The 26,455-nt window shown below is 69.5% G+C and carries 26 protein-coding genes and 1 tRNA gene; 14 read left to right on the forward strand and 13 right to left on the reverse strand.

Annotated features, from left to right (window positions below):
* Positions 1 to 39: 39 nt before the first annotated feature.
* The 5 genes from ACWGUG_RS18000 to ACWGUG_RS18020 all read right to left on the reverse strand — a co-directional run bounded on the left by ACWGUG_RS18000 (position 40) and on the right by ACWGUG_RS18020 (position 6,048).
* Positions 40 to 1,707, reverse strand: a complete 1,668-nt coding sequence (locus tag ACWGUG_RS18000) for an ABC transporter substrate-binding protein (RefSeq protein WP_452325431.1) — start codon at positions 1,705 to 1,707, stop codon at positions 40 to 42.
* Positions 1,708 to 1,774: 67 nt separating this feature from the next.
* Positions 1,775 to 2,791, reverse strand: a complete 1,017-nt coding sequence (locus tag ACWGUG_RS18005; protein WP_452325432.1) for a LacI family DNA-binding transcriptional regulator — start codon at positions 2,789 to 2,791, stop codon at positions 1,775 to 1,777.
* A gap of 212 nt (positions 2,792 to 3,003) precedes the next feature.
* Positions 3,004 to 3,435, reverse strand: coding sequence for a YkvA family protein (locus ACWGUG_RS18010; RefSeq protein ID WP_452325433.1), 432 nt, complete (start codon positions 3,433 to 3,435; stop codon positions 3,004 to 3,006).
* Positions 3,436 to 3,535: 100 nt separating this feature from the next.
* Entirely contained in the window at positions 3,536 to 4,966 is a 1,431-nt protein-coding gene (locus ACWGUG_RS18015; RefSeq protein WP_452325434.1) for a DUF222 domain-containing protein, read from the reverse strand.
* A 341-nt stretch (positions 4,967 to 5,307) separates the two neighbouring features.
* Positions 5,308 to 6,048 (reverse strand): NYN domain-containing protein, encoded by a 741-nt coding sequence (locus ACWGUG_RS18020; protein ID WP_336398235.1) that lies wholly within the window; start codon positions 6,046 to 6,048, stop codon positions 5,308 to 5,310.
* Between the two features lie 178 nt (positions 6,049 to 6,226).
* On the opposite strand from ACWGUG_RS18020, the gene ACWGUG_RS18025 reads away from it, so the two are divergent.
* Complete coding sequence (locus tag ACWGUG_RS18025) at positions 6,227 to 7,312, forward strand: thermonuclease family protein (protein ID WP_452325435.1); 1,086 nt, start codon at positions 6,227 to 6,229, stop codon at positions 7,310 to 7,312.
* A 2-nt stretch (positions 7,313 to 7,314) separates the two neighbouring features.
* Positions 7,315 to 8,130, forward strand: a complete 816-nt coding sequence (locus tag ACWGUG_RS18030) for a nuclease-related domain-containing protein (protein WP_452325436.1) — start codon at positions 7,315 to 7,317, stop codon at positions 8,128 to 8,130.
* A 113-nt stretch (positions 8,131 to 8,243) separates the two neighbouring features.
* On the opposite strand, the gene ACWGUG_RS18035 is transcribed toward ACWGUG_RS18030, so the two are convergent.
* Positions 8,244 to 8,660, reverse strand: coding sequence for a hypothetical protein (locus ACWGUG_RS18035; RefSeq protein ID WP_452325437.1), 417 nt, complete (start codon positions 8,658 to 8,660; stop codon positions 8,244 to 8,246).
* Between the two features lie 225 nt (positions 8,661 to 8,885).
* Here ACWGUG_RS18035 and ACWGUG_RS18040 point away from each other — a divergent pair, with 225 nt between their 5' ends.
* The 3 genes from ACWGUG_RS18040 (at position 8,886) to ACWGUG_RS18050 (ending at position 10,236) form a co-directional block, all read left to right on the forward strand.
* Positions 8,886 to 9,410 carry a DUF1697 domain-containing protein gene (locus tag ACWGUG_RS18040; protein WP_378884284.1) on the forward strand — a complete coding sequence of 175 codons (525 nt, stop codon included), beginning with the start codon at positions 8,886 to 8,888 and terminating at the stop codon, positions 9,408 to 9,410.
* Between the two features lie 72 nt (positions 9,411 to 9,482).
* Positions 9,483 to 9,788, forward strand: a complete 306-nt coding sequence (locus tag ACWGUG_RS18045) for a hypothetical protein (protein WP_378884281.1) — start codon at positions 9,483 to 9,485, stop codon at positions 9,786 to 9,788.
* A gap of 19 nt (positions 9,789 to 9,807) precedes the next feature.
* Positions 9,808 to 10,236: a methyltransferase domain-containing protein gene (locus ACWGUG_RS18050; protein WP_452325438.1), complete on the forward strand. Its 429-nt coding sequence runs from the start codon at positions 9,808 to 9,810 to the stop codon at positions 10,234 to 10,236.
* Positions 10,237 to 10,269: 33 nt separating this feature from the next.
* On the opposite strand, the gene ACWGUG_RS18055 is transcribed toward ACWGUG_RS18050, so the two are convergent.
* On the reverse strand, positions 10,270 to 10,647 hold the full coding sequence (locus tag ACWGUG_RS18055) for a PH domain-containing protein (protein WP_452325439.1): 378 nt from the start codon (positions 10,645 to 10,647) through the stop codon (positions 10,270 to 10,272).
* Positions 10,648 to 10,846: 199 nt separating this feature from the next.
* Between ACWGUG_RS18055 and ACWGUG_RS18060 the strand changes: the two genes are divergently transcribed.
* The 3 genes from ACWGUG_RS18060 to ACWGUG_RS18070 all read left to right on the forward strand — a co-directional run bounded on the left by ACWGUG_RS18060 (position 10,847) and on the right by ACWGUG_RS18070 (position 15,374).
* Entirely contained in the window at positions 10,847 to 12,043 is a 1,197-nt protein-coding gene (locus ACWGUG_RS18060; protein WP_452325440.1) for a saccharopine dehydrogenase family protein, read from the forward strand.
* Positions 12,044 to 12,341: 298 nt separating this feature from the next.
* The gene (locus tag ACWGUG_RS18065; protein WP_336398230.1) at positions 12,342 to 13,019 is read left to right on the forward strand and encodes a peptidoglycan-binding protein; all 678 of its coding nucleotides are present in this window, start codon (positions 12,342 to 12,344) and stop codon (positions 13,017 to 13,019) included.
* 6 nt (positions 13,020 to 13,025) lie between these two features.
* Positions 13,026 to 15,374 (forward strand): hypothetical protein, encoded by a 2,349-nt coding sequence (locus ACWGUG_RS18070; RefSeq protein ID WP_452325441.1) that lies wholly within the window; start codon positions 13,026 to 13,028, stop codon positions 15,372 to 15,374.
* A gap of 115 nt (positions 15,375 to 15,489) precedes the next feature.
* Here ACWGUG_RS18070 and ACWGUG_RS18075 read toward each other — a convergent pair whose 3' ends face one another.
* On the reverse strand, positions 15,490 to 16,134 hold the full coding sequence (locus tag ACWGUG_RS18075) for a hypothetical protein (protein WP_452325442.1): 645 nt from the start codon (positions 16,132 to 16,134) through the stop codon (positions 15,490 to 15,492).
* 184 nt (positions 16,135 to 16,318) lie between these two features.
* Between ACWGUG_RS18075 and ACWGUG_RS18080 the strand changes: the two genes are divergently transcribed.
* From ACWGUG_RS18080 to ACWGUG_RS18090, 3 genes are all read left to right on the forward strand, one after another.
* On the forward strand, positions 16,319 to 16,726 hold the full coding sequence (locus ACWGUG_RS18080) for a DUF4383 domain-containing protein (protein WP_452325443.1): 408 nt from the start codon (positions 16,319 to 16,321) through the stop codon (positions 16,724 to 16,726).
* The gene (locus ACWGUG_RS18085) at positions 16,723 to 17,259 is read left to right on the forward strand and encodes a hypothetical protein (RefSeq protein ID WP_452325444.1); all 537 of its coding nucleotides are present in this window, start codon (positions 16,723 to 16,725) and stop codon (positions 17,257 to 17,259) included. The genes ACWGUG_RS18080 and ACWGUG_RS18085 overlap by 4 nt, the downstream gene beginning before the upstream one ends.
* A gap of 119 nt (positions 17,260 to 17,378) precedes the next feature.
* Positions 17,379 to 17,454 (forward strand) — tRNA-Met (locus tag ACWGUG_RS18090).
* A gap of 136 nt (positions 17,455 to 17,590) precedes the next feature.
* On the opposite strand, the gene mmuM is transcribed toward ACWGUG_RS18090, so the two are convergent.
* Together mmuM and ACWGUG_RS18100 are read right to left on the reverse strand one after the other, a co-directional pair.
* Positions 17,591 to 18,490 carry a homocysteine S-methyltransferase gene (gene mmuM / locus ACWGUG_RS18095; RefSeq protein WP_452325445.1) on the reverse strand — a complete coding sequence of 300 codons (900 nt, stop codon included), beginning with the start codon at positions 18,488 to 18,490 and terminating at the stop codon, positions 17,591 to 17,593.
* Positions 18,487 to 19,758, reverse strand: a complete 1,272-nt coding sequence (locus tag ACWGUG_RS18100) for a trans-sulfuration enzyme family protein (RefSeq protein ID WP_452325446.1) — start codon at positions 19,756 to 19,758, stop codon at positions 18,487 to 18,489. Before ACWGUG_RS18100 ends, mmuM begins: the two co-directional genes overlap by 4 nt.
* A gap of 123 nt (positions 19,759 to 19,881) precedes the next feature.
* On the opposite strand from ACWGUG_RS18100, the gene ACWGUG_RS18105 reads away from it, so the two are divergent.
* Positions 19,882 to 20,325 carry an Lrp/AsnC family transcriptional regulator gene (locus ACWGUG_RS18105; RefSeq protein WP_452325447.1) on the forward strand — a complete coding sequence of 148 codons (444 nt, stop codon included), beginning with the start codon at positions 19,882 to 19,884 and terminating at the stop codon, positions 20,323 to 20,325.
* A gap of 33 nt (positions 20,326 to 20,358) precedes the next feature.
* Here the strand turns inward: ACWGUG_RS18105 and ACWGUG_RS18110 are convergent, their stop codons facing one another.
* From ACWGUG_RS18110 to ACWGUG_RS18120, 3 genes are read right to left on the reverse strand one after another with little or no spacing between them, the layout of a single operon-like run.
* Positions 20,359 to 21,738, reverse strand: coding sequence for an aspartate ammonia-lyase (locus ACWGUG_RS18110; protein WP_452325448.1), 1,380 nt, complete (start codon positions 21,736 to 21,738; stop codon positions 20,359 to 20,361).
* Positions 21,735 to 23,147, reverse strand: coding sequence for an aldehyde dehydrogenase family protein (locus ACWGUG_RS18115; protein ID WP_452325449.1), 1,413 nt, complete (start codon positions 23,145 to 23,147; stop codon positions 21,735 to 21,737). Before ACWGUG_RS18115 ends, ACWGUG_RS18110 begins: the two co-directional genes overlap by 4 nt.
* A complete protein-coding gene (locus ACWGUG_RS18120) occupies positions 23,144 to 24,415 on the reverse strand; it encodes a homoserine dehydrogenase (protein WP_452325450.1) in 1,272 nt (423 codons plus the stop codon). The genes ACWGUG_RS18115 and ACWGUG_RS18120 overlap by 4 nt, the downstream gene beginning before the upstream one ends.
* Positions 24,416 to 24,485: 70 nt before the next feature.
* Here ACWGUG_RS18120 and ACWGUG_RS18125 point away from each other — a divergent pair, with 70 nt between their 5' ends.
* Positions 24,486 to 26,009, forward strand: a complete 1,524-nt coding sequence (locus tag ACWGUG_RS18125; protein ID WP_452325451.1) for an amino acid permease — start codon at positions 24,486 to 24,488, stop codon at positions 26,007 to 26,009.
* Between the two features lie 27 nt (positions 26,010 to 26,036).
* Positions 26,037 to 26,455 (forward strand): alanine racemase (locus ACWGUG_RS18130; RefSeq protein ID WP_452325452.1); only part of this gene is annotated, 419 nt, incomplete at its 3' end.

Consider the following 26,455-nt stretch of genomic DNA (forward strand, 5'->3'; position numbering starts at 1 on the left):
CTGCGCCGCGCGGGCGGCGCAGCAGGACGACGCGATCGGTCAGTCGGTGACGACCGGCTCGAGCGTGGTGAGGACGAGGACCGTCGTGCGCGCGCGCGTCGAGAGCGTCGCGTAGGGGTCGTCCTCGGTCGGCCAGCCGGTGAACCGCTCCGTGCTGGCAGCGCCCCACTCCGGTCCGGGGAAGAGCGGTGCCACCGGTGCGAGCTCGGCGAACAGCGCCTGCAGCTGGTCCATGACCTCGTGCTGGGTGCTCTCGTCGGATGCCGCGGCGAACTGTGCGAGGAGCGCGTCGGCGTCGGCGCTGCCGAAGCGGTGGTAGTTGTCGAACGTCTGCTCGCCCACCGGCTTCACGGTCTCGGTCGACATCACGCCGCGGTAGAACTGGTACGGCGTGGGGGCGCCGGCGCTCCACACGATGCCGGAGTCGAACGTGCCGTTCTCGTACCCGGCGACGACGTCGCCCCAGTCCTTCGCGGCGACCGTGACGGTGACGCCGAGCTCGGCGAGGTTCTGCGAGATGACGTTGCCGACCGACACCCAGTCGCTCGAGGTCGAGCCGACCGAGAAGTCGAAGGCGAACGGCGACCCGTCGGGGAGGACGCGCGTGCCGTCGGGGCCGAGCGTGATGCCCGCGGCATCCAACAGCTCTCCCGCTCCTTCGAGGTCGCGCTCGGTCCACGTGCACGACTCGACGACGGACTCGTCGCGCCACGTGTCGTACCCGCCGCTCAGGCCGGTGCAGTCGGCCGGAGCGGTGTAGCCCTGCATGCCGATCGAGGTGACCTGCTCGCGGTCGACGGCCATCGAGAGCGCCTTGCGCACGTCGGGGTCGTCGAACGGCGCCTTCGTGGTGTTGAACTGCCAGTTGATCATCGATCCGGTCGGCGGGAACCAGTAGAACCGGTGCTCGGGGTCCTTCGCGACGTAGGCCTCGTCGATGTTGGGGATGAACTGCGGCGCCCAGTCGACGTCGCCGTTGGCGGCGGCGAGGTTCGCGCCGTCGTTGCCCGAGAACGCGAGCACGCGGATGCCCTCGATCTGCTGCTTCTCGGGCTGCCAGTACTCGGGGTTCTTGCCCAGGTCGAACGACTGCGCCTGGAAGTTGGTGACCTCGGTGTACGGCCCCGTTCCGACCGGCTCCTCGTTCGCGAACTTCGTCGGGTCGTCCACCTCGTTCCAGATGTGGGCGGGGGCAATGATCTGCTGGCCGATGTCGAGCAGCGCGGGCGAGAACGGCTGGTTGAAGTCGAACTGCACCGTGAGCGGGTCGACCGCGGTGACCGACTCGATGTAGTCGAAGCCGCCGCGCACCTCGCGCTGCAGGTCGAACGACACCACGACGTCTTCGGCCACGAGCGGTTCGCCGTCCGACCAGGTGACGCCGTCGCGGAGGTGGTACGTGATGCCCGTGCTGTCGGGCGCCACCTCCCACTCGGTCGCGAGCCACGGGGTGGTCGAGCCGTCGGCGGGGTTGTAGATGAGCATCGACTCGTAGATGGCCTGATGCGTCATCGGGAAGTCGGGGTTCGCGAACGGGTTGAAGTTGCGGTCGAACGTCCCCATGTCCTCACGGGGGATGGTCAACAGCTGCGACCCGTCGAGCGCGTCGGCGGATTCGCCTCCGCCGGCGCTGCAACCGGACAGCGCGAGCGCCGCCGTCGCCGCCATGGCGGCCGCGACGACCGCCACCTTGCGGTGAAGTGTCATGATGAGGGTGTTCCTTTCTTCTTCGTTGAAGCCGAAGGGGGCTGACGCTCGGCGGTCGGATGTCCAGTCACACCGACGAGCGTTCCAAGAGTGGGCAGTCGACCGTCACGGTTCCCGTGGCGGTCGGCTGACCCGCGATGATCTCGGCGAGGAGTTCCACGCCCAGGGCGCCCATCTTCTCGAAGGGCAGTGCAACCGTCGTCAGACTCGGCCGCAGGTAGCCCGCGATGAGCTCCTGGTTGTCGAATCCGATGACGGCGACGTCGTGGGGGATGCGCAGACCGCGTTCCTTGATCGCGTCGTACGCGCCCATCGCCATGCGGTCGTTCGCGCAGAAGAGGGCGGTGGGAGGGTCGGCGAGGTCGAGAAGAGCGGATGCCGCGTCATAGCCGCCGTGGGCGGTGGCGTGTCCTGAGATCTCGAGCTCGTCGTCGGGGGTGATGCCCGCCTCCTGCAGCACCTCGTGGTAGCCGGTGAGCCGGCCCACGGCCGCGGGGATGTCGGGATCCAGGTTGATGAACCCGATACGGCGGTGCCCCGCGGCGAGCAGGCGCTCGGTCGCGCGGCGTCCGCCGGTGCGCTCGTCGGGGACCACGGCGGGGTACCGGCCCTCGGCGTCGAAGCAGTTGACGAGAACCGTCGGCACCTCGCGGGCGATCTCGGGCAGCACGACCGCGCGGTGCCACGTCGCGGCGTAGATGAGACCTTCGACGCGCTGCTCGAGCAGCCGCTCGATGGCCGCCGTCTCGACGGCCGGGTCGGCCTCGGTCGACGCGATGAGCAGATACTTGTCGTCGACGAGCGCGCGATCCTGGGCGCCCTTGATGATCTCCACGGCGAAGGGTGCGGTCACGATCTCGGTGACGAGGCCGTACCAGTCGCTCTGCTTCTTCGCGAGGGCGCGGGCGCCGGCGTTGGGGCGGTAGCCGAGCTCGGCCGCGGCAGCGAGCACGCGGTCGCGCGTGTCCTCGGCGATGCTGACCGAGCGCCGGTCGTTGAGCACGAACGAGACGGCCGAGCGCGAGACGCCGGCGTGACGGGCGACGTCCGCCATGGTCACCGCGCGCCGGGTCGTCTCTGACATGTCGTTCCTTCGTTGGATGCCGCGCGATGGCGTACTAACGCGCGTGAGTGGTGCGTGGGATCGATGCTAACGCGAGTTAGCGGATCCGGCAAGCCGGCGTCGGACAAACAGCAATCGGGTAAGCGGGAAACGAGTGTGCGGGAAGGAGCGGTGAGGAACGGAGGTCCGGGCCCACCCACCGCGCTCTCGCGGTCGGTGCGGAACACCACCTGTCAGGCGACGCCTTTCGCCTTCCCTTGTCCCGCGAGCGTGAGCACGCTCTGCAGGCCCGCCGGCGTGCCCGGCCAGTGCCGCTCGATCGCTTCGCGTCCGGCATGCCGGATCGCGAACCGCAAGACGACCGCGACCACGATGGCGTCGTCGGCGTATCCGAGCACGGGGATGAAGTCGGGGACGAGATCGATCGGGAGCAGCAGGTAGCCCAGCAGCCCCAGCAGCCACCACCTCGTTCCCCGCGGAACGGTCGGATCGCCTGCGAGGCGCTTGACCAGCCGGATCACGTCCGGCACGAGCCGCAGCATCCCCCTCCAGTCCGCATCGGCTCCCGCGCGACGCTGCTGAATCGACAGCAGAAGCAGAAGCAGCATCCACAGCAGGACGAATCCGCCGACCACGCTCAATATCACGATGAGCCAGTCCGGCACGGATCACCTCCAGGACTTTCAGATCGGCCGCTCCCGCCGATCCCATCCCACCATGCATGCGACTCGCCTCATAGAAGCGCCGGAACACCGGCGCGGGGGCTCACGCGGATCTGGCGCGTCTGAGTTCGTTGAGGAGGAGGCGGTTGGGTTCTCGCCATCGTCGTTGCGGGTCGAGCCAGCCGGGTGGTCGAACCTGTGGCATGCCGTCGATCATCCGGATCTCCCACCCGCTGGTCTCGATGCCGCGGTGGTGGTGCCAGCACAGCAGCACACCGTTGTCGATCGAGGTCGGGCCGCCGTTGGCCCAGTCGATCACGTGATGCACTTCGCACCAGGCGGCCGGGACGGTGCAGCCGGGGATGATGCAGCCGCCGTCGCGGGCGCCGATCGCCTTTCGCTGCCAGTGGTTGAACACCCGGTCCTCGACGCGCAGCGCCTTGATCGCACCGTTGGCCGCGAGGGCGAGTCGGTGGATGGTGCCGTGGCAGCCGATGTGCCGGGCGAACGACGCCGGCACCGGCACCGGACCGTCCGCGCTCTCCACGAACGCCACACCATCCGCCCGGTCGAGGTCTTCCGCGGTCGTCGTCACGATCAGCGTCGGCGCCGCACCCCCCAACGTCGGAGTGCCGGCGGCGCCGGCGGCAGCGGACAGCATCGACGCGAACGCATCATGCCGCTTCTGGTCGACGGTGCGAGGATCCAGCACCCGGTCCTCGGGCGCACCCTCGGGCTCGGCACCGTCAACCGCGGCATCCACGAACCGCGGCCCGCGGTCCTGCGAACGCGGGTTCAGGTGCGCGTCCACGAGCCGGTCGAACTGCGCCGCGACGTCCTCGGTCACATCACCGGAGATCCGGCGCAACCCCCGCCGGGACCGCCGGCTGATCCGGATCCCCCGCATCCGCTCCGAGTACTCCTCATCCGGCAACGTGCCGTCAGGATCCAGGAACAACGCCCACGTCGTCGCCATCACCTTCAACTCATGGATCCCGCACCCAGGCGCCGCACCATCCCCGACCGCCGCCCCGACGAGCTCGCACTCGGCGGCCTGAAGCTCATCGACCGAGCACCGGCCCTGCAACGGCCGCAACGCGTCGACGATCGTCGTCAGCGCATCCGCACTGAGCCGCCCCGCCGCCAGCGCAGCCCGGGCATGCTCCAGCGGAGCCGGACGTGACTGCCCCGTCAACGTCACCCGTCCGGTGATCGCCTTCGCATCCCGCAGCCGCGCCCGCGCCGTCCCGGCCGACACCAGCGTCGTCCGTTCCACGAGCTCCTGCACGGACCCGCACCCGAACAGCGTCGTGATCGCATCCTCGCCGAACTCCGAATCCGCGCGACGCGCCACCTCACCGGCAAGCGCCAAGCGCGCGGCATCCGTGATCCGACCCAGCCGTTCGACAACACCCAGCGCCGCGACCAACTCACGGTGCGACAACGCCCGCTGCGCCTCGCCGCGCAGCGCCGACCCGAGCACGTCGCCGAGCGCATCGGCGAGGCCGGTCAGGTCGGCGAGCGGGAAGTTCATACCCCCAATTCTGGCGAGGGGTTCCGACATCGAGGACACCGTAAATCCCAGGTCACGCGCGCTTCTGTGGACAACTCGCAACACGCCGACGAGACCCCCACCTGGGGAGGAAGCGCCTCCAGCCAGCCCCGCGATGGCCACGCCGACGACAGGACGGCCTACTCAACGCGGCAGTCCCCGCCGCCCGAGGACCTGCGCGCGACCATCCAGCCCCCGCTCACGACGCACGCCCCGAGCACCCGCAAGTAATCTCGGTGATCAACGGCACTCAGGAGATCACAGCAACCCGCCAGACGCCGACCGCCAGCACCCCGGTGGTCGAGCGCGCCGCGCGCCGTCGGCTACTTCAGCTTGACGCGGACGGCGCCGCCGCCCTCTCTCGACTCGAGGGTGAACAGCCCGAGCTCGCGCAGCAGGTCCGACGTCTTCGCGTAGCCCCAGTTGCGGGGATCGAAATCGGGAAGCTGCTTGCGGATCTGCAGCCCCACCGCCGAGAGGTTCGCCCATCCGTCGTCTCCGGACGCGGTGCCGATGCTCTGACGGATCGTGGACAGGAGCTTGGTGTCACTGCGGAGCTTGTTCCCCGGCACGCGGGTGACGACCGCCTGCACGGATCCGGCATCCGGCTCGGCGCCCGTGTCCGGCTCGACGAGCACGTCGAGGTAGGTGAACCGGTCGCAGGCATTGCGGAACGCCTCCGGAGTCTTGCGCTCACCGAATCCGTAGACCGTCACACCGTCTTCGCGGATCCTCGATGCCAGCCGGGTGAAGTCGCTGTCCGACGAGACGATGCAGAAGCCCGTGAAGCGCCGCGTGTACAGCAGGTCCATCGCGTCGATGATGAGCGCGCTGTCGGTCGCGTTCTTGCCGACAGTGTTGTCGAACTGCTGCATCGGGTGGATGACGTGCTCGCTCGCGGCATCCTTCCATCCCCGCAGGTTCGCTTTCGTCCAGTCGCCGTACACACGCTTGACCGATGCGATGCCGTACTGCGTGATCTCGGCGAGCACCGCACCGATCCGCGCGGGCGACACGTTGTCGGCATCGATGAGGACGGCGAGGAGGTCATTGGGTTGCGCCACGCGTACAGCATGGCAGTCGGATGCCGCCTCGCCCCGAGGACAGAGAGCGCTGGCCTTTCGTCGCTCTTGACCCGTACGCTCTCTACACGGGGTCTCTTGGGGGAGTCCCAGCGCGCAAGTTCGCGCGCATTCAGCATTGATCCGGTGCAGCGGATTCTGCACGCGTTGTGGGGAACCCATGCCTGTGCCTTTTGCTGCGATCGCAGCCGTCGGCGTTGTCGGATTGGTTGGCGCCGTCACCGTTGCGGCAATCGTCAGCAACGCGGATTCGGCTGAGAGCGCCGCCGTTGAGCGAGTCATCGACGGAGACACCCTCGATGTCCTCATCGGCGGTGATACCCACCGTGTGCGTTTACTCAACATCGATGCCCCGGAGGACAGCAAGTCCACCGGCGTCAGCGAGTGCATGGGCGCCGAGGCGACCGCCGCGTTGATGAGGCTGCTGCCCGTCGGCACCGAGGTCGCGCTCGAGTATGACGAGGAGCGGCGCGACAAATACGACCGACTCCTCGCCGGCGTGTTCATCGAAGAGACCTTGATCAATTCGGAGATGGCGCGGGCGGGCCTCGCCGGACCGATGCTCGTCGGCGGCAATGACCGCTTCTTCGGTGAAGTCTCGTCGGCCGCCGACGAGGCCAGGGCGAATGAAATCGGGATCTACGGCCAGGAACTCCCTTGTGCCTTGGGTTCGACGGTCGCCGGCTATGAGAAGCAGGTGACGGATGCCGCGGCTGCGGCGCTTCCTGCCGACTCTGCGGCACTCGCGAATACATTGACGTCAACAGCCGCGCTTGTAGCCGCCGCCGAGATGGCGAAAGCTGCGGTCGACGCGGTGAGTTGGATCGACGTGGACGTCCGGGCACCGTACCACCGCGCGATCAGCGCGGCGCGGGTGAAGGCGAGTGCACTGGAATCCTCGGTGCAGACGGCGCTCGATTCAGCAAAGGCAGCCGAGGAAGCCGCTCGCATCGCGGCGGAGCGAGCCGAAGCCGAGCGAATCGCGGCTGAGCAGGCTGAGGCCCAGCGGCAGGCAGCTGCTCAGGCCGAAGCCGAGAGGCGTGCGGCCGCGGAAACAAGGCAATCGAGCAGCTCGGGCGGCTCGACATCGACAGGCGGATCGGGGCCAACCGGCGGGTCCACTGGTTACGACGGCTACACGGGATGCCGTGCATATGGCGGTGGATACACACCCAATGCGATCGATGAGCAAGGTCGGCCCTACACGAAGATCGATTGCACGACGAAGCAACCCATCAGCGGCTGAACATGACCGAGCCCGAGCCCGCCCCCGACTTCGCGCGAGTGCCCGCGGCGTCGGTGATCACCGCATGTCTCAGCGCCCAGGCATCCGTCGCTCCTCGCTCGGCGCTGGCGAGGCTGTTCGGCCGTTCTCCCCTCTCCGACGACTCGCGCCCGTGGTACCAGGGTGCGCTCGGCGAGCGCCGCGTCGCCCAGCGCCTCGAGGCGCTCGGCGACGAGTGGACCGTCCTGCACTCGGTGCCGATCGGCGAGCGCGGCAGCGACATCGACCACGTGGTCGTGGGGCCGCCCGGCCTCTTCACCATCAACACGAAGTTCCACGACGACGCGAGGATCTGGGTCGCCAGCCGTCGCATCCTCGTGAACGGTCAGTCCACCGATCATCTGCGCAACGCGCGTTTCGAAGCGCAGCGCGTCGCCCGGCTGATGACGACGGCCACCGGCGCTCCCGTGACGGCGACGCCGATCATCGCCATCGTCGGTGCACGCGACATCACGTTCAAGGAGCGCCCCGCCGATGTCATCGTGCTGCGTGAAGGAGAACTGACGCGGTGGCTGAAGCGTCGCCGATCCGCTCTAGAGCCGACTGACCGCGAGCGCCTGGCGGCCTCCGTCATTCGACGGGAAACATGGATGCCGCAGCTCGCCGCACCCGGACCGCACGACGCAGCAGCGTTCGACGCGCTGGAACGCGAGGTCGACCAGGCACGCCGAGTGCGCATCCTCTGGGGAGGCGGCGTGCTCATCGCGGGCATCGGCATCGCCGTCACGGTGGCCGGCAATACGTACAGCGGGCTCATCTCCACGCTCACCGGCGGCTGAGCGCGAAGCGCGGAGCGAGCGAACCGACGTCGCCCCGTGCGACCCCCGCCCGCTACTGCTCCTCACCCCTCCCTCCCAGCTCCTCGCCCCTGGCTCCCCGCTACTCCCTCGCCCTACTCCTCGTCGCCCGCCTCGAGCTGGGCCCGGGTGCTGGCGCTCAGGATCCCGGCGAGCTCGTTTTCGTCTCCGACCCGGCGCACCGACTCGCCGTACGCCGCCGTCACCTCGCGCGCGACGAGGTCGGCGAGGTGCCGCCACGGATCCGAGGTCGCGAGAAGCCACGTGCGGCGGGCGTCCCACGCGCAGGACTCGAGCAGCTCGAACGCGATGAGCGCCACTCCATCGCCGTCGACCGACGCGCCGACCTCGGCGAGCACACGCCGCTGCACGTCGGGAGCGATGCGGGCGCGCGCCTGGCGCAGGAACTCGTCGCGCTCGTCGTCGTCGATGGGCGGGGCGAACATGCCGGCGCGCAGAAGGGTCAGGAACTCGCGGAAGCGCTGGGCGCTCCACAGGGCGTCGTGCATCATGGTGCCGTCTCTCGTGTCAGCCGCGCGAAGCTGCACCGCGCGGGCGGTGGATCGAACAAGGAGGGGCGACAGCGCCGGCCGCAATACTCAGCGGGTCGCCGAGCATCGGCTCCTTGGGTCGGCGGCGCGGAGAGACGCGCGCACGATGTCGTTCACGAGTGACACGCCTGCGACCCTACGACCGGGCGCCGACACAAGACAAGAGGCGGGCCCTACCCTCGGCGTATGCGGTGCGTCGCCTTCCTGCGGAACGTCAACCAGGGTCAGCGCGGGCACCCCTCCACCGCCGATATCGTGGCGGGATTCGCGGATGCCGGATGCCACGACGTGCAGACCTTCCAGAGCAACGGCACCGTCGTCTTCGACTCCGACGAACCCGCCGAAGCGGTGGCGAGCGCGGCGGAGGCGATCGCCGCTCGATCCGGCCACGAGCGCGACATCCTCTGGATCCCCCTCTCCGACCTGGTGGCGATCGCCGCCGAGCACGGGGCGACGCCCGAACCCCGCGGGTACGAGTTCACGCTCCACGGTGGAGGCACCGTCGACGCGCAGGATCCCGAGGTCGCGAGTTTCGCCGCGCAGTACGGCTGCACGCTCGTCGACGCCGGTCCCCGCTGGACGCTCGTCCACAACGACGTCGAGGGTCAGGGCAACGCCACGCCGATGCTCGAGCGCCTCACCGGCGGCCGGGCGACCTCGCGCGGACTGCCGACGGTCGTCCGGCTGGTCGCCCGCTTCGGCCCGTCGTGACCGAGCACCACCGCCAGCCCCGATCAGAAACGACGGCTTCCCTCCACGCCGACCTTGTCGCAGACTCGACACGTGGGCTCGCTGCACGTCGTGACGCTGGTGATCGACCTTCCGATCACGAAGCTCGACGCGCTCGACACGATCGCGTTCGTCGCCGACGGCGAGGTGGAGAACCCCGGCACGGCGCGGCCGCGCGTGTGGCTCAGCGTCGACGCGTGGGCGCAGGTCGAGATCCCGAAGTTCGCCGACCCTCCCCCGCTCGCGATCGACGTGTGCTCCAAGACCTCACGCGACGCCGCACTCTTCCAGGCCAAGCGTCTGGCCGCCGCTCTCGAGAAGCTCGGCTGGACGGTGCGTCCCGAACGGCCGGTCCACTGATGCGCACGGGCGACAGGCGATGAACGCACTCTCGCCGCGCCTGCAGGCGGTGGTCGACGCGCTCCCGCTCCGCCCCGGGATGCGCGTCCTCGAGGTCGGCGGAGCTCCCGGCGCCGCCGCGCGAGCCGTCGCCGCCCGCGTTGGACCGGACGGACACGTGCTCGTGCTGGACCGGTCGGCCACCGGCATCCGTCAGATCCAGGCGAATTGCGACAGCGAGATCGCGGGCGGCACGCTGTCGGTGCTGCACGCGCCGGTCGAGGACTTCGCCCTGCCCGCCGGCGTCGCGCCGTTCGACCTGGCCTTCGCGTGTCGCGTCGGAGCCCTCGACGGGCGGCACCGGCGGCTCTACGAGCCCGCGCTCGCGAACCTGCGCCGAGCCCTGAAGCCGGGCGCGGTGCTCTACGTCGACACCGGCTCCCCCCTCACCGCAATCGCACTGCGCTAAGTCAGCCGCCGAGGCACCGCAGATACCGGTCTCTCAGTGACTGTGTAGCACGGCCCATGCGAGCAGGCTGTCGATCCGGCGGATGTCGGCGCCCTTGGTCAGCTTCACCTTGATATGCCCGGCCTTCGTCCACAGCTCGAGTTCGGCATCCCGGTCGAGCATGCCGCCCGCGTTCTCGGTCGACCACATGTGAATCGCGCTGTACGGCAGCGAGTGGATCTCGACCTTCTTGCCAGTGAGGCCCTGGGCATCGCGCACGATCAGTCGCTTCGTCGTGAACGTCGCCGAGTCGCGGAAGGTCTTGAACGACGCCACGGCCTGCTCGCCTTCCACCAGAAGCTCCTGAACGTCGGGGGGCGTCGTGATCTCCTGCTGCAACGTCCACGCGAGAATGGCTGCCGTTTCGGGCATCGGTGCTCCTTCACACGCGGCGCGGACCCCACGCCGCGCATCGGTTCTACCGTATGGCGCCGACCCGACAGCCCGGGACGCTCCACGCCGTCGACTCATCGAGAAGCACCTGCGCGAAGCATGCAGGGCGACGGAAGCGACCGGCCGCCGCACGCAACCATGTCCCACGACGCCCCCGCCCCGCCTAGGCTCGCGTCACATGAGGACGAACGACCGCGACCACGACGTCGTCCTGCTCGGCGCCTCGGGGTTCGTCGGCAGGTACACCGCGCGGCACCTGGCGCGATCGGCGCCCGAGGGCGTACGGATCGCCCTCGCCGGCCGGTCGACCGCACGCCTGAACGAGGTGAAGCGCGAGCTCGGCGTCGACTGGCCGACCCTCGAGGTCGACACGGCCGATGACGCGGCCGTCGCCCGGGTCGCGGCATCCGCCACTGTCATCGCCACCACCGTCGGACCGTACCTGCGCTACGGCACGGGCGTCGCCGCGGCGTGCGCGCGCGCCGGCACGTCGTACGCCGACCTGACGGGCGAGAGCATCTTCGTCGCGCGCAGCATCGAGCGCAATCGCGCCCTCGCCGAGACGACCGGCGCCAGGATCGTCCACTCGTGCGGGTTCGACTCGATCCCGTCCGACCTCGGCCTCGGGCTCGCCCACGCCGCCGCCGGCGGTGTGCCGATCGTCGCGGCGACCCTGACGGTGCGGTCGCTGCGCGGCGGCATCAGCGGCGGCACGATCGACTCGCTCCGACAGCAGGTGAAGGAGGCGAAGACGGATGCCTCGGCCCGCCGCATCCTCGCCGACCCGTACGCGCTCACCCCCGGGCCGTCGGTGCGTCTGCCGAACCGGGCCGGCAGCGGCTGGGGCACCGTGCGGGGAACGTGGCAGGCGCCGTTCGTCATGGGCGGCTACAACCAGCAGATCGTCCAGCGCAGCAACTACCTCACCGGCTGGAGCTACGGGCAGCTGATGCAGTACCGCGAGGTCGTGGCGACCGGGCGCGGCCTCGCCGGCTTCGCACGGGCCGGGGGGATCGCCCTCGGGACGGCCGCCCTCGTCGGCGCGATGTGGTTCCCTCCCACGCGTGCTGTGCTCGACCGGGTGCTGCCGTCACCCGGCAGCGGACCCAGCGCGGAGGCGATCGAGCACGGCCGCTTCGCCCTCGACGTCGACGTCTACCCGGTCGAGGGCCCGCCGGTGCGCACCCGCGTCGCCGCGCCGTACGATCCCGGCTACGGCGGGACCGGCGTGATGCTCGCCGAGTCGGCGCTGAGCCTCGCCCTCGACGACCTCCCCGACCGGGCCGGGGTGCTGACGCCGATGGTCGCCATGGGCGAGCAGCTGGCGGAGCGGCTGCGGGGGCAGCGCTTCGCGCTGGAGGCCAACGCCAGGTGATCCGGGCTCGGCGCACCGGGCGGTGTCGTCGAGCTCTCCGATAAGCACACCCCGGGCGCCTCCGAACCGGCGCCCGTCCCCGCGCGCGCACGCGTCGAGAAAGGCCTCGTCGGCGGCCTATATTGCCTGCGACGCCGCCGTGTCAATCCCTCCCTGGATCGCGGGCGCGTCGCCGCGGGTCTTCCTACGATGTCCCTGCGCTCGATGAAGCGAGGGTGCGGCCCAAGTCCCAGGGGCGGGCAGCCGCACTCACCGTCCAAGACGAGGGCCCGAGGGGGGCACCGGGAATGGAAGAACGATGAGCACGCAGAACCCATCACGTCCGCTGACCAGTGAAGAACTCGAGGCCGAGGGCGGCGTCGCGCTTCCCGACAAGGAGGTGGCCTCGATCCTCGACCTCAACGCCGACCTCGATCTCGGCATCTCCGCCGCGGCTCCCATCGACCTCGCGGTGGCTGCGAACGCGAACGTCGCGGCGCCGATCGATGCCGCGGCGTCGGCCAACATCCTCTCGTCGGGCTCCTCTGCTCAGGCACTGGCCGACCAGAGCGTCAGCATCGACCAGGGGGTCACCGCCGACGCGACGGCCGAGTCCACGCAGGACAGCACTCTCCAGCAGGGCGACACCGCCGGAACCGACGACACGACCACCGACGGCACCGCCGACACGGGGCTGCTGCCTGACGGCACGCTCCCGGACGCCGAGACCGTGCCCGACTTGACCTCGAGCCTCGACGGCGACCTGCTGAACGTGGACGTCGACGTGGCGGCCGATGCGGACCTCGCGGCGCCGATCAACGGTGCGGTGGCCGCCAACGCGAACGTCGCCGCCCCCATCGACGCGGCCGTCGCCGCGAACATCGGCTCGATCGACAGCGAGGCCGCTGCGCTGGCGCAGCAGGACGCGATCATCAACCAGCAGATCGACGGCGAGGCCACTGCGACGGCGGATCAGCAGTCCGACATCGGCCAGTAGGCACGGATGCCTCGAACCCCGGGCGGGTCGTCGACGGACGGCCCGCCCACCGCCACCGCTCCGACCGCTACCGCTCCGCCGACCGCCGCCGACGCCGCCGTCCCCGCCGGAGCGTGGGTTCCCGCCCGCGCGTCGGCCGTCGAGCTTCTCGGTCAGGCGCAGAACTCCGGTTATCGCGAGCCGCCGTGGCTCGTGCGCCGGGCGGATGGTCAGACGATCCAGCTGACACCGCTGCTGTACGCCGTGCTGGACGCGATCGACGGCCGGCGCGGTCTGGCCGAGATCGCACAGGCAGCGGGTCGGGCTTCCGGGCGCGAGGTCAGCGCCGACAACGTGCGGGTGCTCATCGAGAACCGGCTCGTGCCGCTCGGACTCCTGCGCCTGCCCGACGGCTCCGAACCGGAACTGAAGAAGAGCGACCCGCTGCTCGGCATCCGTTTCCGCTACACCGTCACCGACCCGGACCGCACGAACGCGCTCACCAGGCCCTTCGCCGCGCTGTTCCACCCCGTGATCATGATCGCCGTCACGGCGGCGTTCCTCGCCGCCTGCTGGTGGGTGCTGTTCGTGAAGGGCCTCGGCTCGGCGACGCACGACGCCTTCGCCAACCCCGGGCTGCTGCTGCTGGTGCTCGTCGTGACGGTGTTCTCGGCCGGATTCCACGAGTTCGGTCACGCCGCCGCCGCCCGCCGCGGCGGGGCCACGCCCGGATCCATGGGCGCAGGCCTCTACCTCGTCTGGCCTGCGTTCTACACCGACGTCACCGACTCGTACCGCCTGGGTCGCGGCGGTCGCATCCGCACCGACCTCGGCGGGCTCTACTTCAACGCGATCGTCGCCGTCGCGATCATGGCCGTGTGGCTCGCCACCGGCTGGGACGCGCTGCTGCTGGTCGTCGCGATCCAGGTGCTGCAGATGGTCCGGCAGCTCCTGCCGCTCCTCCGGTTCGACGGGTACCACATCCTCGCGGATCTCACCGGCGTGCCCGACCTGTTCCAGCGCATCAAGCCGACGCTTCTCGGGGCGCTGCCGTGGCGATGGGGCGATCCGGAAGCCAACGCGCTTCGGCCCTGGGCCCGAATCGTCGTAACGCTGTGGGTGCTGGTGACGGTGCCGCTCCTGATTCTGAGCGTCGCGCTCATGGTGCTCGCGCTCCCGCGGATCGTCGGAACCGCGTGGGCGTCCGTGCTCGACCAGCAGGAGCGGCTGGCGGGCGCGATGCCTGAAGGGAACTGGCTGGGCGTGATCGGGCACGTCGCGGCGATCGCCGTGCTGCTGCTCCCCCTTCTCGCGATCGCAGCGATGATCGTCTTGCTCGTGCGCGGCATCGGCACCAGGATCATCCGCGGCACGCGCGGCCGCCCCGTCCGCCGCACCGCCGCCATCGCCCTGGCCGCGGTCGTTGCCGGCGCGGTCGCGTTCGCCTGGTGGCCCGACGAGCACCGGTACCGGCCCGTTCAGGCCTACGAGCGCGGAACCCTCGTCGACGCGGTCGGCGCCGTCACCGCGCTGAGCCCCACCGAGTCCGAAGGACTGCGCCGCGGGGCGCAGGGCACGACCGTCACGGCTCTGCCCGAGAACACCGAGCTCGGCACCGCCGCGGATCCGCAGCTGGCGATGATCCTCGTTCCGCGTGAGGGGTCGGATGCCGCGACCTGGGTCTTCCCGTTCGACCGGCCGCTGCCGCCCGAGGCGGATGGCAATCAGGCGCTCGCCGTCAACACCGGCGATGGGTCGGTCGTCTACGACGTCGCATTCGCCCTGGTGTGGGCGGAGGACGACACCGTCGACACGCGCAACGAGGCGTACGCGTTCGCGAGCTGCACCGACTGCGCCGCGGTGGCGGTCGGCTTCCAGGTGGTGCTCATCGTCGGTCAGGCCGACGTCGTCGTGCCCGAGAATCTGTCGGCGGCGGTCAACTACGGCTGCGTGAACTGCCTGGCCTACGCGCTGGCCAGCCAGCTCGTGGTCACCCTCGACGGCCCGCTCAGCGAGGACGCGATGGCGCGCCTGTCAGTGCTCTGGGAAGAGATCATGCTCTTCGCGGAGGACCTCGAGAGCGTTCCGCTGTCGGACATCGAGAATCAGCTGGAGGAGTACAAGGCCCTCATCGTCAAGGTGATCGAGGAGGACGCCGCAACACTCGCCGAGAGCGACACGCGCACCGGGGACGACTCGGATCCGGCCGACGAGACCGGCACAGAGGGCGCCACACCGGCTCCCACCGCCGACGACGAGGGGCCGCTGCAGGACGCACCCGAGCCGACGCCCACGCCCACGCGGACGGCATCCGTCGACCAGCAACCGTCGCCCACCCCCACGCCGACGAGCACGGATCAGGAGACGGCACCCTGAACCACGGCGCCCAGGCGAGGGCCCGTCAGTCCCCTGCGGCAGGGGTTGCCGTCGCAAGCCGCTGCGCCCGGTGGAAGCGGATCGCGAGCAGCGGCCCGGCCGCCACGAGAGTCAGTTAGACGATGCTGATGACGATGATCTCGAACACGTCCCCCCGGTCCATGCCCATCCCGACACTGACCAGCACGAACGAGATCACCGTCGCCGCGAAGCTGCCGAGGAAGAGCCAGCTGATGCCGCGATCCAGGCCGGTCCGCTCCGCGAAGACCGGTGCGAGGCACAGGAAGACGAGGCTCATGACGATGTAGCCGAGTTCCTCGAGGGCGATGAACACGCCGTTGGGGTTGTACTGGGTGAGGATCGACCAGCCGTCGAGTTGCCCCTTCTCGAGGTTCAGCTGCATCACGGCGGCTTGGACGTAGTAGTCGATCAGCAGCACCGCGGATGCGATGACCGCGAGGCCGAACGCGAGGCGGCTGAAGACGGCTCGTCCGGCCGCGGCGAGCTCGTGCACCGCCGCGACGAGGGCGACGAACAGCACCATGAGCAGCATCGCCGGGAACATCCAGTAGTAGTCCCCCGGCCACTGCGCGAGGATCTCGTCGCTCGTGAACGGGTACTCGACCTTGTTCGGGAGCGCCGTGATGGCCAGCGCGAACGTGATGACCGTCAGGGCGGCGGTGGCGATGGCGGTCCAGAAGCCGAAGCCCGCCGCGGTCGGGGTGATCGTCGTGCGGTTCTCGGGAAGCGTCGCCAGCATGTTCATTTTCTCGCCCTTCCGGCTGCGACTTCAGCATCAGCCCGCTGGCGGAAGCCCGCCGGGACGAAGGTCCCCTGACCGGCATGGTGAGGCGCCGGCGCGCGGCATCCCATCCGATTCCGAGCTCGCGCCGAAGACCTCTCACAGCACGGCAGATCGCCGTTGACAAGAGAGAGGTCTCACCATGGGCTCTTCACCGAATCGCATCGTCGCCACGGTCTTCGGCGCCGTCTACCTTCTCGTGGGCCTGCTCGGGTTCGCGTTCACGGGAGGTGTCGGCTTCGTCGCCACCGAAGGCGGGCTGCTCCTGGGCATCTTCGAAGTGAACCCGCTGCACAACGTCGCCCACCTGCTGATCGGCGCGGCGCTGTTCATCGCCGGCCTGCGCGGAGTGCACCCCGCGAAGCTCGTGAACACGATCATCGGCGCGGCCTACCTGCTGCTCGGTGTGGTCGGCTTCTTCCTCGTCGGCACGCCGGCGAACATCCTCGCGCTGAACGCACCCGATCACTTCCTGCACCTCGCCAGCGCCCTCGTGCTGCTCGGCGTCGGCCTCGGTGCCGAGCGCTCGTCGCGAGTCGCGACGGCGTGATCATGCGACACGAGGCATCCGCGACGGACCGCGCGGCCACCCGCGCGCCGTCGTGGGTGCCCGTGGCGGCGTGGGGCTTCGGCCTCGTGAGCGCGGCGCTGGGGGCCGCGGCGATCGTCGCACTCCAGGCCGACACCCTCTCGCGAGTGCTGGGGACGCTCGCGGTCGTGGTGGGGCTGGCCGCGCTCGCCTGGGGCGCGGCCGGCCTCGCCATGGGTCGCACGCCGGCACCGCGGGGGGCGGTCGCCGGCGTGTCCGCGGGGGTCATCGTGGCGCTGGGGTTGCTCGCGACGGAGCCGGGGCGAGCGAGCCTGTTTGCGATCGCGCTGCTGGGGGCGCTCGGAGTCGTGGTGGCGTGCGGCGTCCTGCGCAGCCGCCGCCGTCCGTCGCGGCGGACGAGCCTCTGGGGCATGGTCTCCGCGGCCGCCATCGTGACGGTGCTCGTCGTGCCCGCGCTGGGTGCGTGCCAGGGCGCCGCGCTACTCGGCGCCGACGGCACCGTGCTGCCGGTCGTCACGCACGACGGACATTGATGACGGATGCCGCCACCGCCGGTTGCTGAGGGTCTGCGGTTGCGTCACATCTCGTCACCATCTGACACGCTCCGACACTCGCCGACGATCCGGGCCGACCGCGTTTAGCGTGGGGTCATCGCGGCGATCCGGGCGGTCCCGGGCTCCGGTTCATACCCGGCAGCGTTGCGGGTTCGACTCCCGCCGTCGCGTCCACTTCGACACCTCGACGCTTGCGAGGAACAGGTCGGCGTCGCGCCTCGTGAGGAAGCCGCGCTGGTCGGTCTGCCCGATAGGTCAGGCGTGGGGCAGCCCACGCGGTAGCGCTTGCGGTGGGCATCCAGCCCGGTACTCAACTCAGTGCGCGCACCATAGCGGCAATGGCTGCCGGCCCGACGCGACAGCATCCACCGATGAAGTGCGCGCCCGCCTCGGCCCACGCGCTCGGGAGCGCCAGGTCGAATCCCGGCTCGCCGTTCCATCGACGTGCCGCGCCATCCCACGTCTCGCCCGAGTTGGGATATGCGATGGCAGGTTTGCCGCTCGCGGCGGTCGCCGCGCGCACCGCCGGCAGCACATCGTCGGGCGCGCAGCAGTTCACCCCGACGGCCACGATGGAACCATGGCCGGCGGCGAGAGCGAAGGCGTCGGTCGCCGGACGGCCGTCGCGAAGCCGATCCCCCGAGACCGTGCACGACAACCAGGCGGGGATCGCGAACTCGTCAGCGAGATCCAGGAGCACCGAGACCTCGTCGAGGTCCGGGATCGTCTCGAAGGCGAGCATCTCGGGCCCGGCGCTTGCGAGCAGTTCCACTCGCGGGGCGTGGAAGTCGCGAAGCGCTGCGCGGCTCAACCCGTACCGACCGCGGTACTCGGATCCGTCGGCGAGCACCGCTCCGTAGGGACCCACCGATGCCGCCACCAGACGCACGACGTCGTCATCGGCTGACTCGGCGACGTCGTCGCGCACCTCGCGGGCGATCGTCACGCTCCGTGTGATGAGGTTCTCCGCCTCGGTGCGGGTCATGCCGCTGTGCGCGAATCCGGCGACGCTCGCCTGATAGCTGGCGGTCGTGGCGACGTGCGCGCCCGCGTCGAAGTACGCGCGGTGTACGGCAGCCACCTCGCCCGGAGCGTCGCGCAGCAGTCGGGCAGTCCAGAGCTCGTCCGTGAGATCGTGGCCACGTTCTGCGAGCGCATTGGAGAGTCCGCCGTCGAGCACGATCACGCGAGGTGTCGTCGGGTTCGTCACCTGCTCATCCTCCCCGATCGGGTCCCGGCGGAGTCCGCGTCACGAGGCTCGACGAGGTACCCCGACGACGGGAATGTCGCGTCGAGGGCTGCCTCGAGATCTGCGAGCAGGTCGGAGGTCTCTTCGATGCCGACCGAGAGGCGCAGGTGACCGAACGTGCGGAAGGGCAGCGGGTAGGTGGCGACGCGACCGCCCTCGGTTCCGGTGTGCACGATCAGTGAGTCGTCGTGCCCCAGAGAGAAGCCCGAAGTGATGAGCCGAAGGTTGGCGACGAACCGGTTCTGTGTGTCGGGATCGCCGGCGACGGCGAAGGCGATCATTCCGCCGTACCCGCGACCGCGGAACTGCCGCGTCGCCAGGTCGTGCTCGGGGTGTGACGGCAGGCCGGGATAGTAGACGTACTCCACTCGCGGATCGCTCTCCAGGAACTCGGCGACGGCGAGCGCGGATGCCAGGTGCTGCCGCAGGCGCAGCGGGAGGGTCACCGAGCCGCGGTGGATCTGCCAGGCGTTGAACGGCGAGATCACTCCCCCGACGTCGACCATGGCATCGGCCTTGATCGGCTCGATGAGCTCGCGCGAACCGATGACGGCGCCGCCCATGGCATCGCCGTGACCGTTGATGTACTTCGTCAGGGAGTGGACGACGAGATCCGCGCCGTCGGCGAGCGGGCGGTAGAAGGGCGGCGGCGTGAAGGTGGAGTCCACCATCAGGATCGCACCGGCGGCGTGCGTGATCTCCGCGATCGCACCGACGTCCGCCACCTTGGTGGTGGGGTTCGCGATCGCCTCGATGCAGACGAGCCGGGTGTGGGGGCGGAAGGCCGCGCGCAGCGCGTCCAGATCGCCGACGTCGACGAACGTCGCCTCGATGCCGTACCGCTGCGGCAGGAGTTCGGTCCACAGTCTCCAGGTCGCCTCGTAAGTGACGTCACTGACGATGACGTGGTCGCCGACGCGGACGTGGGTGAAGAAGACGGCGTGCAGGGCGGCGACGCCGGAAGCAAGCGCAACGGCGTCTTCGCCGCCGTCGAGGGCGGCGAGTTTGTCTTGGAGACCGGCCTGGTTGACGCCGGTGTTCCGGGTGTACAGCCCTGGCGCGGAGGCGGACCAGCTGATGTCGCTCGGATCGTCGGGAAGCTCGTAGGAGTTCGCCATCACCAACGGCGTACGCAGCGCCCTCGTGGAGTCGAGGCGATTGCCGCCGTGCACGGCGAGGGTGAGGTCTGACAGGGTCTCAGCCCGTCGGCGGTCCGGCCGTTGCGACATTGCGTTCCTTACTTTCCCGCGAAGAGACGTCTGCACCAGGGTGGATCGTCTGGGACGGCATCCCTGATCTACGGTAGTGTGTGTCATTGACACTTGCAATTGCCAATCGTGCACGGAGGCATCGTGGCCGCATCGCACCTGGATGACATCGACCAGCAGCTGCTCGCAGCGTTGACCGCGGACGCGAGGATGCCGATGGTCGCCCTGGCAGGCAAGGTGCATCTGTCGCGCAACGCGGTGCGGCAGCGCATCGAGCGCATGGAGCGCGACGGCGTCATCGCCGGCTACAGCGTCATCAGGGGGAGCGCGTCGCGGCCACACGTGACCGCGATGGTCATGGTCTATCGCGTCGACAGGATGCGGGACGATCGGGTGATCGCCGCGTTGCGGGGCATCCCGGAGGTCACTCGCTGCGACGTGCTGTCGGGGGCGTACGACCTCTTCGTGACGCTGGAGGCCGACTCGATGGATCGCGTGGGCCAGATCTGGGAGCAGATCGCGGCCCTGCCCGGCGTGGCCGACACCGTGACCGCGGTGTCGTTGTCGCGGGCGATCGACCGCCGGTGACGCTGCCGCCCGAGCATCCGGGCGGCAGCGCGCTCAGTGCGCCAGGAGCGCTGCCGCCTCTTCTCGGGACAGCGCGGTGTGCTGCGCCACCGCGTCGGCGATGGGGATGCCGGTGCGAAGCGCGTACTGAGCCGCATGGGCGGCCGCCTCGTAGCCGATGGACGGCACCAGGGCGGTCACCGTTCCGACGGACGAAGCGACGTAGCGCGCGAGCACGGTGTCGTCGGCCTCGATGCCCTCCACGCAGAACCGGCGCAGCGCCGAGACGCCGTTGGTCACCCAGCTCAGTGACTGCAGGAGCGAGTGCGCCATGATCGGCTCGAAGGCGTTCAGCTGCAGCTGACCGCCTTCGGCGGCGACGCCGATCGTCACATCGGCGCCCATGACCGCGAAAGCGATCTGGTTCATGACCTCGGGGATCACCGGGTTCACCTTGCCCGGCATGATCGACGACCCGGCTTGCCGGGCCGGAAGGCGGATCTCACCCAGTCCCGCCTGCGGGCCGCTGGCGAGCAGCCGGAGATCGTTGCTGATCTTCGACAGCTTGATCGCGCAGCGTCGGAGCACCGCGGACGACTGCACGAAGGCGCTGGCGTCCCAGCTCGCTTCGAAGAGGTGCGCCGCCGGGGTCACCGGGAGCCCGGCACGCTCGCGGAGCCGTTCGAGAGCGATATCGCGATAGCCGGCCGGAGCGGTCACTCCGGTTCCCACGGCGGTCCCGCCCAGGCTGCACTCCAGCAGCAGCGGCACCGTGTCGCCGATGCGCGCCACGTCCTCGCGGATGGCGACGGCGAACGCGGCGAACTCGTCGCCGAGCGTCATGGGCACGGCATCCTGCAGCTGGGTGCGGCCGATCTTGACGATCGAGCTGAACGCGACGCTTCGCTCCTCGAACGCCGCGGCGAGCTCCTCCAGCGCCGGCATGAGCCGCAGCAGGCCTTTCGCCACGGCGATCCTGACCGCGGTCGGGTAGACGTCGTTCGTCGATTGGCTCCGGTTCACATCGTTGATGGGGTGAACCACGTCGTAGCGGCCGCGCAGCAGCCCCAGGTGCTCCAGGGCGGCGTTGGCGATCACCTCGTTGGCGTTCATATTGGTGCTGGTGCCCGCGCCGCCCTGCAGCACGTCGACGCAGAACTGGTCACGCAGGTCACCGCCCCGCACCCTCCGGCAGGCCGCGGCGATGGCCTCCGCGACTCCCGCGGGCAGCAGCCCGAGCTCGTGGTTGGCGGCTGCAGCAGCATCCTTCACGGTGACGAGCGCGTCGATGAGGTCGGGATGCTGCGAGATCGGCGTGCTGCTGATCGTGAAGTTCTCGCGCGCCCGGGCCGTGTGGATGCCCCAGTATGCGTCGACAGGCACCGCCAGCTCGCCGAGCGAATCACGCTCAAGTCGGGTTTCGAGGCGGTTCATGTGTTGATGCAGACGACCTTGGGCTGGGTCATCTCCTCGTACGCGAATCGCACGCCCTCGCGACCCATGCTGCCGTACTTCGAGCCGCCGAACGGCATGCTGTCCACGCGGTAGTCGGAGGAGTCGTTGATCATCACGCCGCCGGCGTCGAGCTGCTCCGACACGCGCAGCGCACGTGTGATGTCGCGGGTGAAGGCGGCGGCGTGCAGCGCATAGTCGACATCGTTCGCCTGCGCGATCGCCTGCTCCTCGGTCTCGAACGGCGACAGCGCGACCACCGGCGCGAACGCCTCGTCAGCCCACAGTTCGCATGAGAACGGCACTCCCTCGACGACGGTCGGCCAATACACGCCCCCCTCTCGACGGTGCCCCGCGAGCACGCGCGCTCCCGCCGTGACGGCATCCTCCACGAGCCGCTCAGCGGCCTCGGCGGACGCGATGGAGATCATCGGGCCGACATCGGTGGTTTCGTCTCGTGGGTCGCCGGCCTTCAGTGCGATGGTCTGCGCCGCGAAGCGGTCGCGGAACTCCTCGTACACCTCGCTCTGCACGAGGATGCGCTGCGCGCCCACGCAGTTCTGCCCGGCAGCCCAGAACGCGCCCGACACACACGCCTCGACCGCGGCGGGAATGTCGGCGTCCGAGAACACGATGACCGGAGCGTTGCCACCCAGTTCCATCGCGAGCTTCTTCAGACCGGCGTCGCGGGCGATCGCCTCGCCCGTCGCGAACCCTCCGGTGAACGAGATCATGCGCACCTCGCGGGCTGAGATGAGCGCCTGCGCCAGTTCACGGTCGCCGTGCACCACGGTGATGATCTCATCGGGCAGGCCCGCGTCGATGAGCAGGTCGACCAGGAACCGCGCGGTGAGCGGGGTCAGCTGCGACGGCTTGAGCACGACTGCGTTGCCGCCGGCGACGGCCGGCCCCAGCTTGTGCGCGACGAGGTTCAGCGCGTCGTTGTAGGGGGTGATGGCGACGATGATGCCGAGCGGCTCGCGGGTGAACCACCCGCGGCGGTTCTCGGACCCCTGGAACGCATCGAAGGGGACGACCTCTCCGGCATCGGAGCGGGCCGCGTCGGCCGACAGGGAGAGCGTCATGACCGCGCGAGACACCTCTTTTCGCGCCTGCCGGACGGTTTTTCCCGCCTCGCGCACGATCAGGTCGGCGGCGGTCTCGGCGCGCTCGCGCAGCAGCGCAGACGCCCGCTGGAGAATCTCGTGCCGCGAGAACCGCGACAACGACCGCGACAGCTGGAACCCGGTGCGAGCACGCTGCAGAATCTGCTCGAGCTGGGCCGGACCGGTCTGCGGGACGGCGCCGATCAGCTCGCCATCGAACGGATTCGTGACGATCAAGTCGGGGTATCCGACGGTGATGGCCTGCGTGTCCTCCACGATGCTCACCGGCCGGCCCCGACGCGAGCCCGCTGGTGCGCGTCGATCGCGATGATGTCGGACAGCAGGGCGTAGGCGGTCTCGATGCGCCCCGCACCAGGACCCGAGACGGTCACGGTGCCGAGCAGATCGGTGTCGAATGAGACCGCGTTCGTCGGGCCGCTGACGCTGGCGAGCGGGTGTGTCAGCGGCAGCGCCACCGGTTCGACCTTGGCTGTGACCGTTCCGGCGGCGTTGCGGAACGCCGACCCGATCAGCTTGTAGCGCTTGCCGTTCGCAGCGGCTTCGATGATGTCGGCGGCGGAGACCTCGGAGATCCCCCGCCGGGTCACGTCGGCCGTGGTGATGTCGGCACCGAGGATCTCGTTCGCGAGGATCACGACCTTCAGCTGCACGTCGGAGCCTTCGATGTCGGCCGTCGGATCGGCTTCCGCGTAACCGAGCGCCTGAGCCTCCGCCACCGCGGCGTCCAGCGTCATGCCAGACTCCATCTGACCGAGCACGTAGTTGCTGGTGCCGTTCAGGATGCCTTCGACCGCGTTGATCCGCAGACCCTGGAGCGTCTCGGAAGCGAACCTCAGGATCGGCGTGCCGCTGACCACCGAGCCCTCGTACTGGAACGTGACGCCGTTCGCGGCCGCGAGACGGTTCAGCTCGAGCCCGGCCAGCGCGACCGGGCCCTTGTTCGTCGTGGTCACGCTCTTGCCGCTCTCGAGCGCGGCGCGCACGTGAGAGATCCCCGGCTCCCCGTCGGTGGGGTTGGTGAAGGTGGCTTCGACCACGATGTCGGCCGTGCTGTTGCGGATCACGTAGTCGTTCTGCGGCGCCGCCGTTCCCCCCGGGCGGCCGACGAAGGTCTCGCCGTCGGGCATGGCGAACACGTCGGCCAGGTCGATGCCGTCGGCCTGCATCAGCGATCCCAGGCGGAGGTCGGTGATGGCCACGACACGCAGAGCGAAGCCGAGGTCGGTGGCGAGTTCGTCGCCACGGTCGAGGATGATCTGCGCCAGCGCACGGTTCACGCCGCCGAAACCGATCAACGCAATGTCATGACGGTCCACGTCGAGCTCCTTCAAGATAATCGGGAAGAGGTTCGACTCAGCATCCCCAGCGGTCGCGTCAGCCCGCGCCTGTCGGATCGCTCGCACAGGATGCCAAACTGACCACCGCGGAGAAGGTCTGCCCGAATCGGTCTTGCACGCCGCTAATTCCCGCGGATGCCTTGTGCACCGACCCCCGCGCCCCGTAATCTGCCCGACACGCGCGTCGTGCATCATAGACACATGGTTGTGATGATGTAGCACGGCGACATCCCAACACCGACTCCCGACTCGAATGCGAGAAGTCATGAGCCCGCTGCCCGAACAGAGTGCGCTTCCGAACGCACTGCCACACACCACCGCGACACAGGTGCCGCTGCGACGACTGCAGCGCTCGATGGACGCCCGACACCTGATCATGATCGCCCTCGGCGGGGTGATCGGCTCCGGGCTCTTCTTGAGTTCGGGCTACACCATCAGCCAGGCCGGCCCGCTGGGCGCGATCATCGCCTACCTCATCGGCGCATTCGTGGTCTGGCTGGTGATGGCCTGCCTCGGCGAACTGGCGCTGGCCTATCCCGTCTCGGGTGCGTTCCACATCTACGCGGCACGGTCGATCGGTCCCGCCACCGGCTTCACCACCGCGTGGCTGTACTGGCTGTGCTGGGTCGTCGCCCTCGGATCGGAGTTCACAGCATCCGGCATTCTGATGCAGCGCTGGTTCCCCGGCGTCGACGTCTGGGTGTGGTGCCTGATCTTCGCTCTTGGACTGTTCACCATCAATGCGATCTCGGCACGGGTCTTCGGCGAGACCGAGTTCTGGTTCTCGCTGATCAAGGTGGTCGCGATCGTCGCGCTCATCGTGTTCGGCGGCATGGCGATCTTCGGCTTCACACCGCTCTCGGCCGAACACCCCGCCGCCCCGCTGTTCAGCAACTTCGTCACCCCGGACGGCCTCTTCCCCAACGGCGTCGCCGGCGTCGTCGTCACCGCCCTCGCTGTCTTCTATGCGTTCAGCGGTTCGGAGCTGATCGGCGTCGCCGCCGGTGAGACCAAAGACCCGGGCAAGAACATCCCGAAGGCCATCCGGTCGACGCTCCTGCGACTGCTGATCCTGTTCGTGGGGTCCATCACGGTCATCGCCGCGCTTCTGCCGTACGAGGATGCCGGCCTGACCAGCAGCCCGTTCGTGGACGTGTTCGAGTACGTCGGCATCCCCTACGCCGCCGACATCATGAACTTCGTCATCATCACCGCATTGCTGTCTGCCGGCAACAGCGGCCTGTTCTCCTGCGCCCGGATGCTCTTCTCCCTCGCGGAGGAAGGACACGCGCCGCGGGTGCTGCAGCGCCTCACCCGCCGGGGGATCCCGCTCGTCGCTCTCACCGTCAGCCTCGGGCTGGGTCTGGTGTCGCTGATCTCCAGCGTGATCGCGCCGCAGACGGTGTACCTGGTGCTGGTGTCGATCGCGGGTTTCGCCGTCGTCGCCGTGTGGATGTCGATCGTGGCGTCGCAGTTCTTCCACCGCCGCCGGTTCGTGCGCGAAGGCGGCGACATCACGACGCTGCCGTACCGCACACCGCTGTACCCGGTGCTGCCCATCCTGGCGTTCGTGCTTCTGTCGATCTCGCTGGTGGCGATCGCGTTCGACCCGAACCAGGTCGCCGCCCTGTACTTCGGAGTTCCGTTCGTGGGGCTGTGCTACCTGTACTTCTGGTGGCGCTACGGACGCCGTGGCGCGCGCCCGGTCGTCGCCGTGTCGGAGGAAGCTCCCGTCGACCTGGCCGACGACCCCGTCGCCGAAGAGCCCCTCCGTCAGCCTCGCGGGTAGACCGCACCGACCAGGCCTCCGCCACGCATGACCACCACGAGTCCCGTCTGGGTCGAGATCGACGCCGGCGCCATCGCCCACAACCTCGACGTCGTTCGAAGGGAGGTCGGCATGACGACGCGGCTCTGCGGGGTGGTGAAGGCGGATGCCTATGGCCACGGCATCCCGGTCGTCCTGCCGATCATGATGGCGGCTGGTATCGACACGATCGGGATCACCTCCAACCAGGAGGCCGAGGAGGCACGCCGGCTGGGATTCTCGGGACGCATCATCCGCCTCCGCGCCGCACTGCGCGACGAGATCCACGAGGGTGGCCGGCTCGATATCGAAGAGTGGGTGGGCGGCGGGGGGGTACCCCGGGGGGGGGGTGGGCCCCCCCCCCCCCCCCCGGGGGCCCAACCCCGGCCCCCCAACCCCCAAAAACACCGCCCGGGAGGGGGAGGGTA

Source organism: Microbacterium sp. NPDC055455, assembly GCF_053619935.1.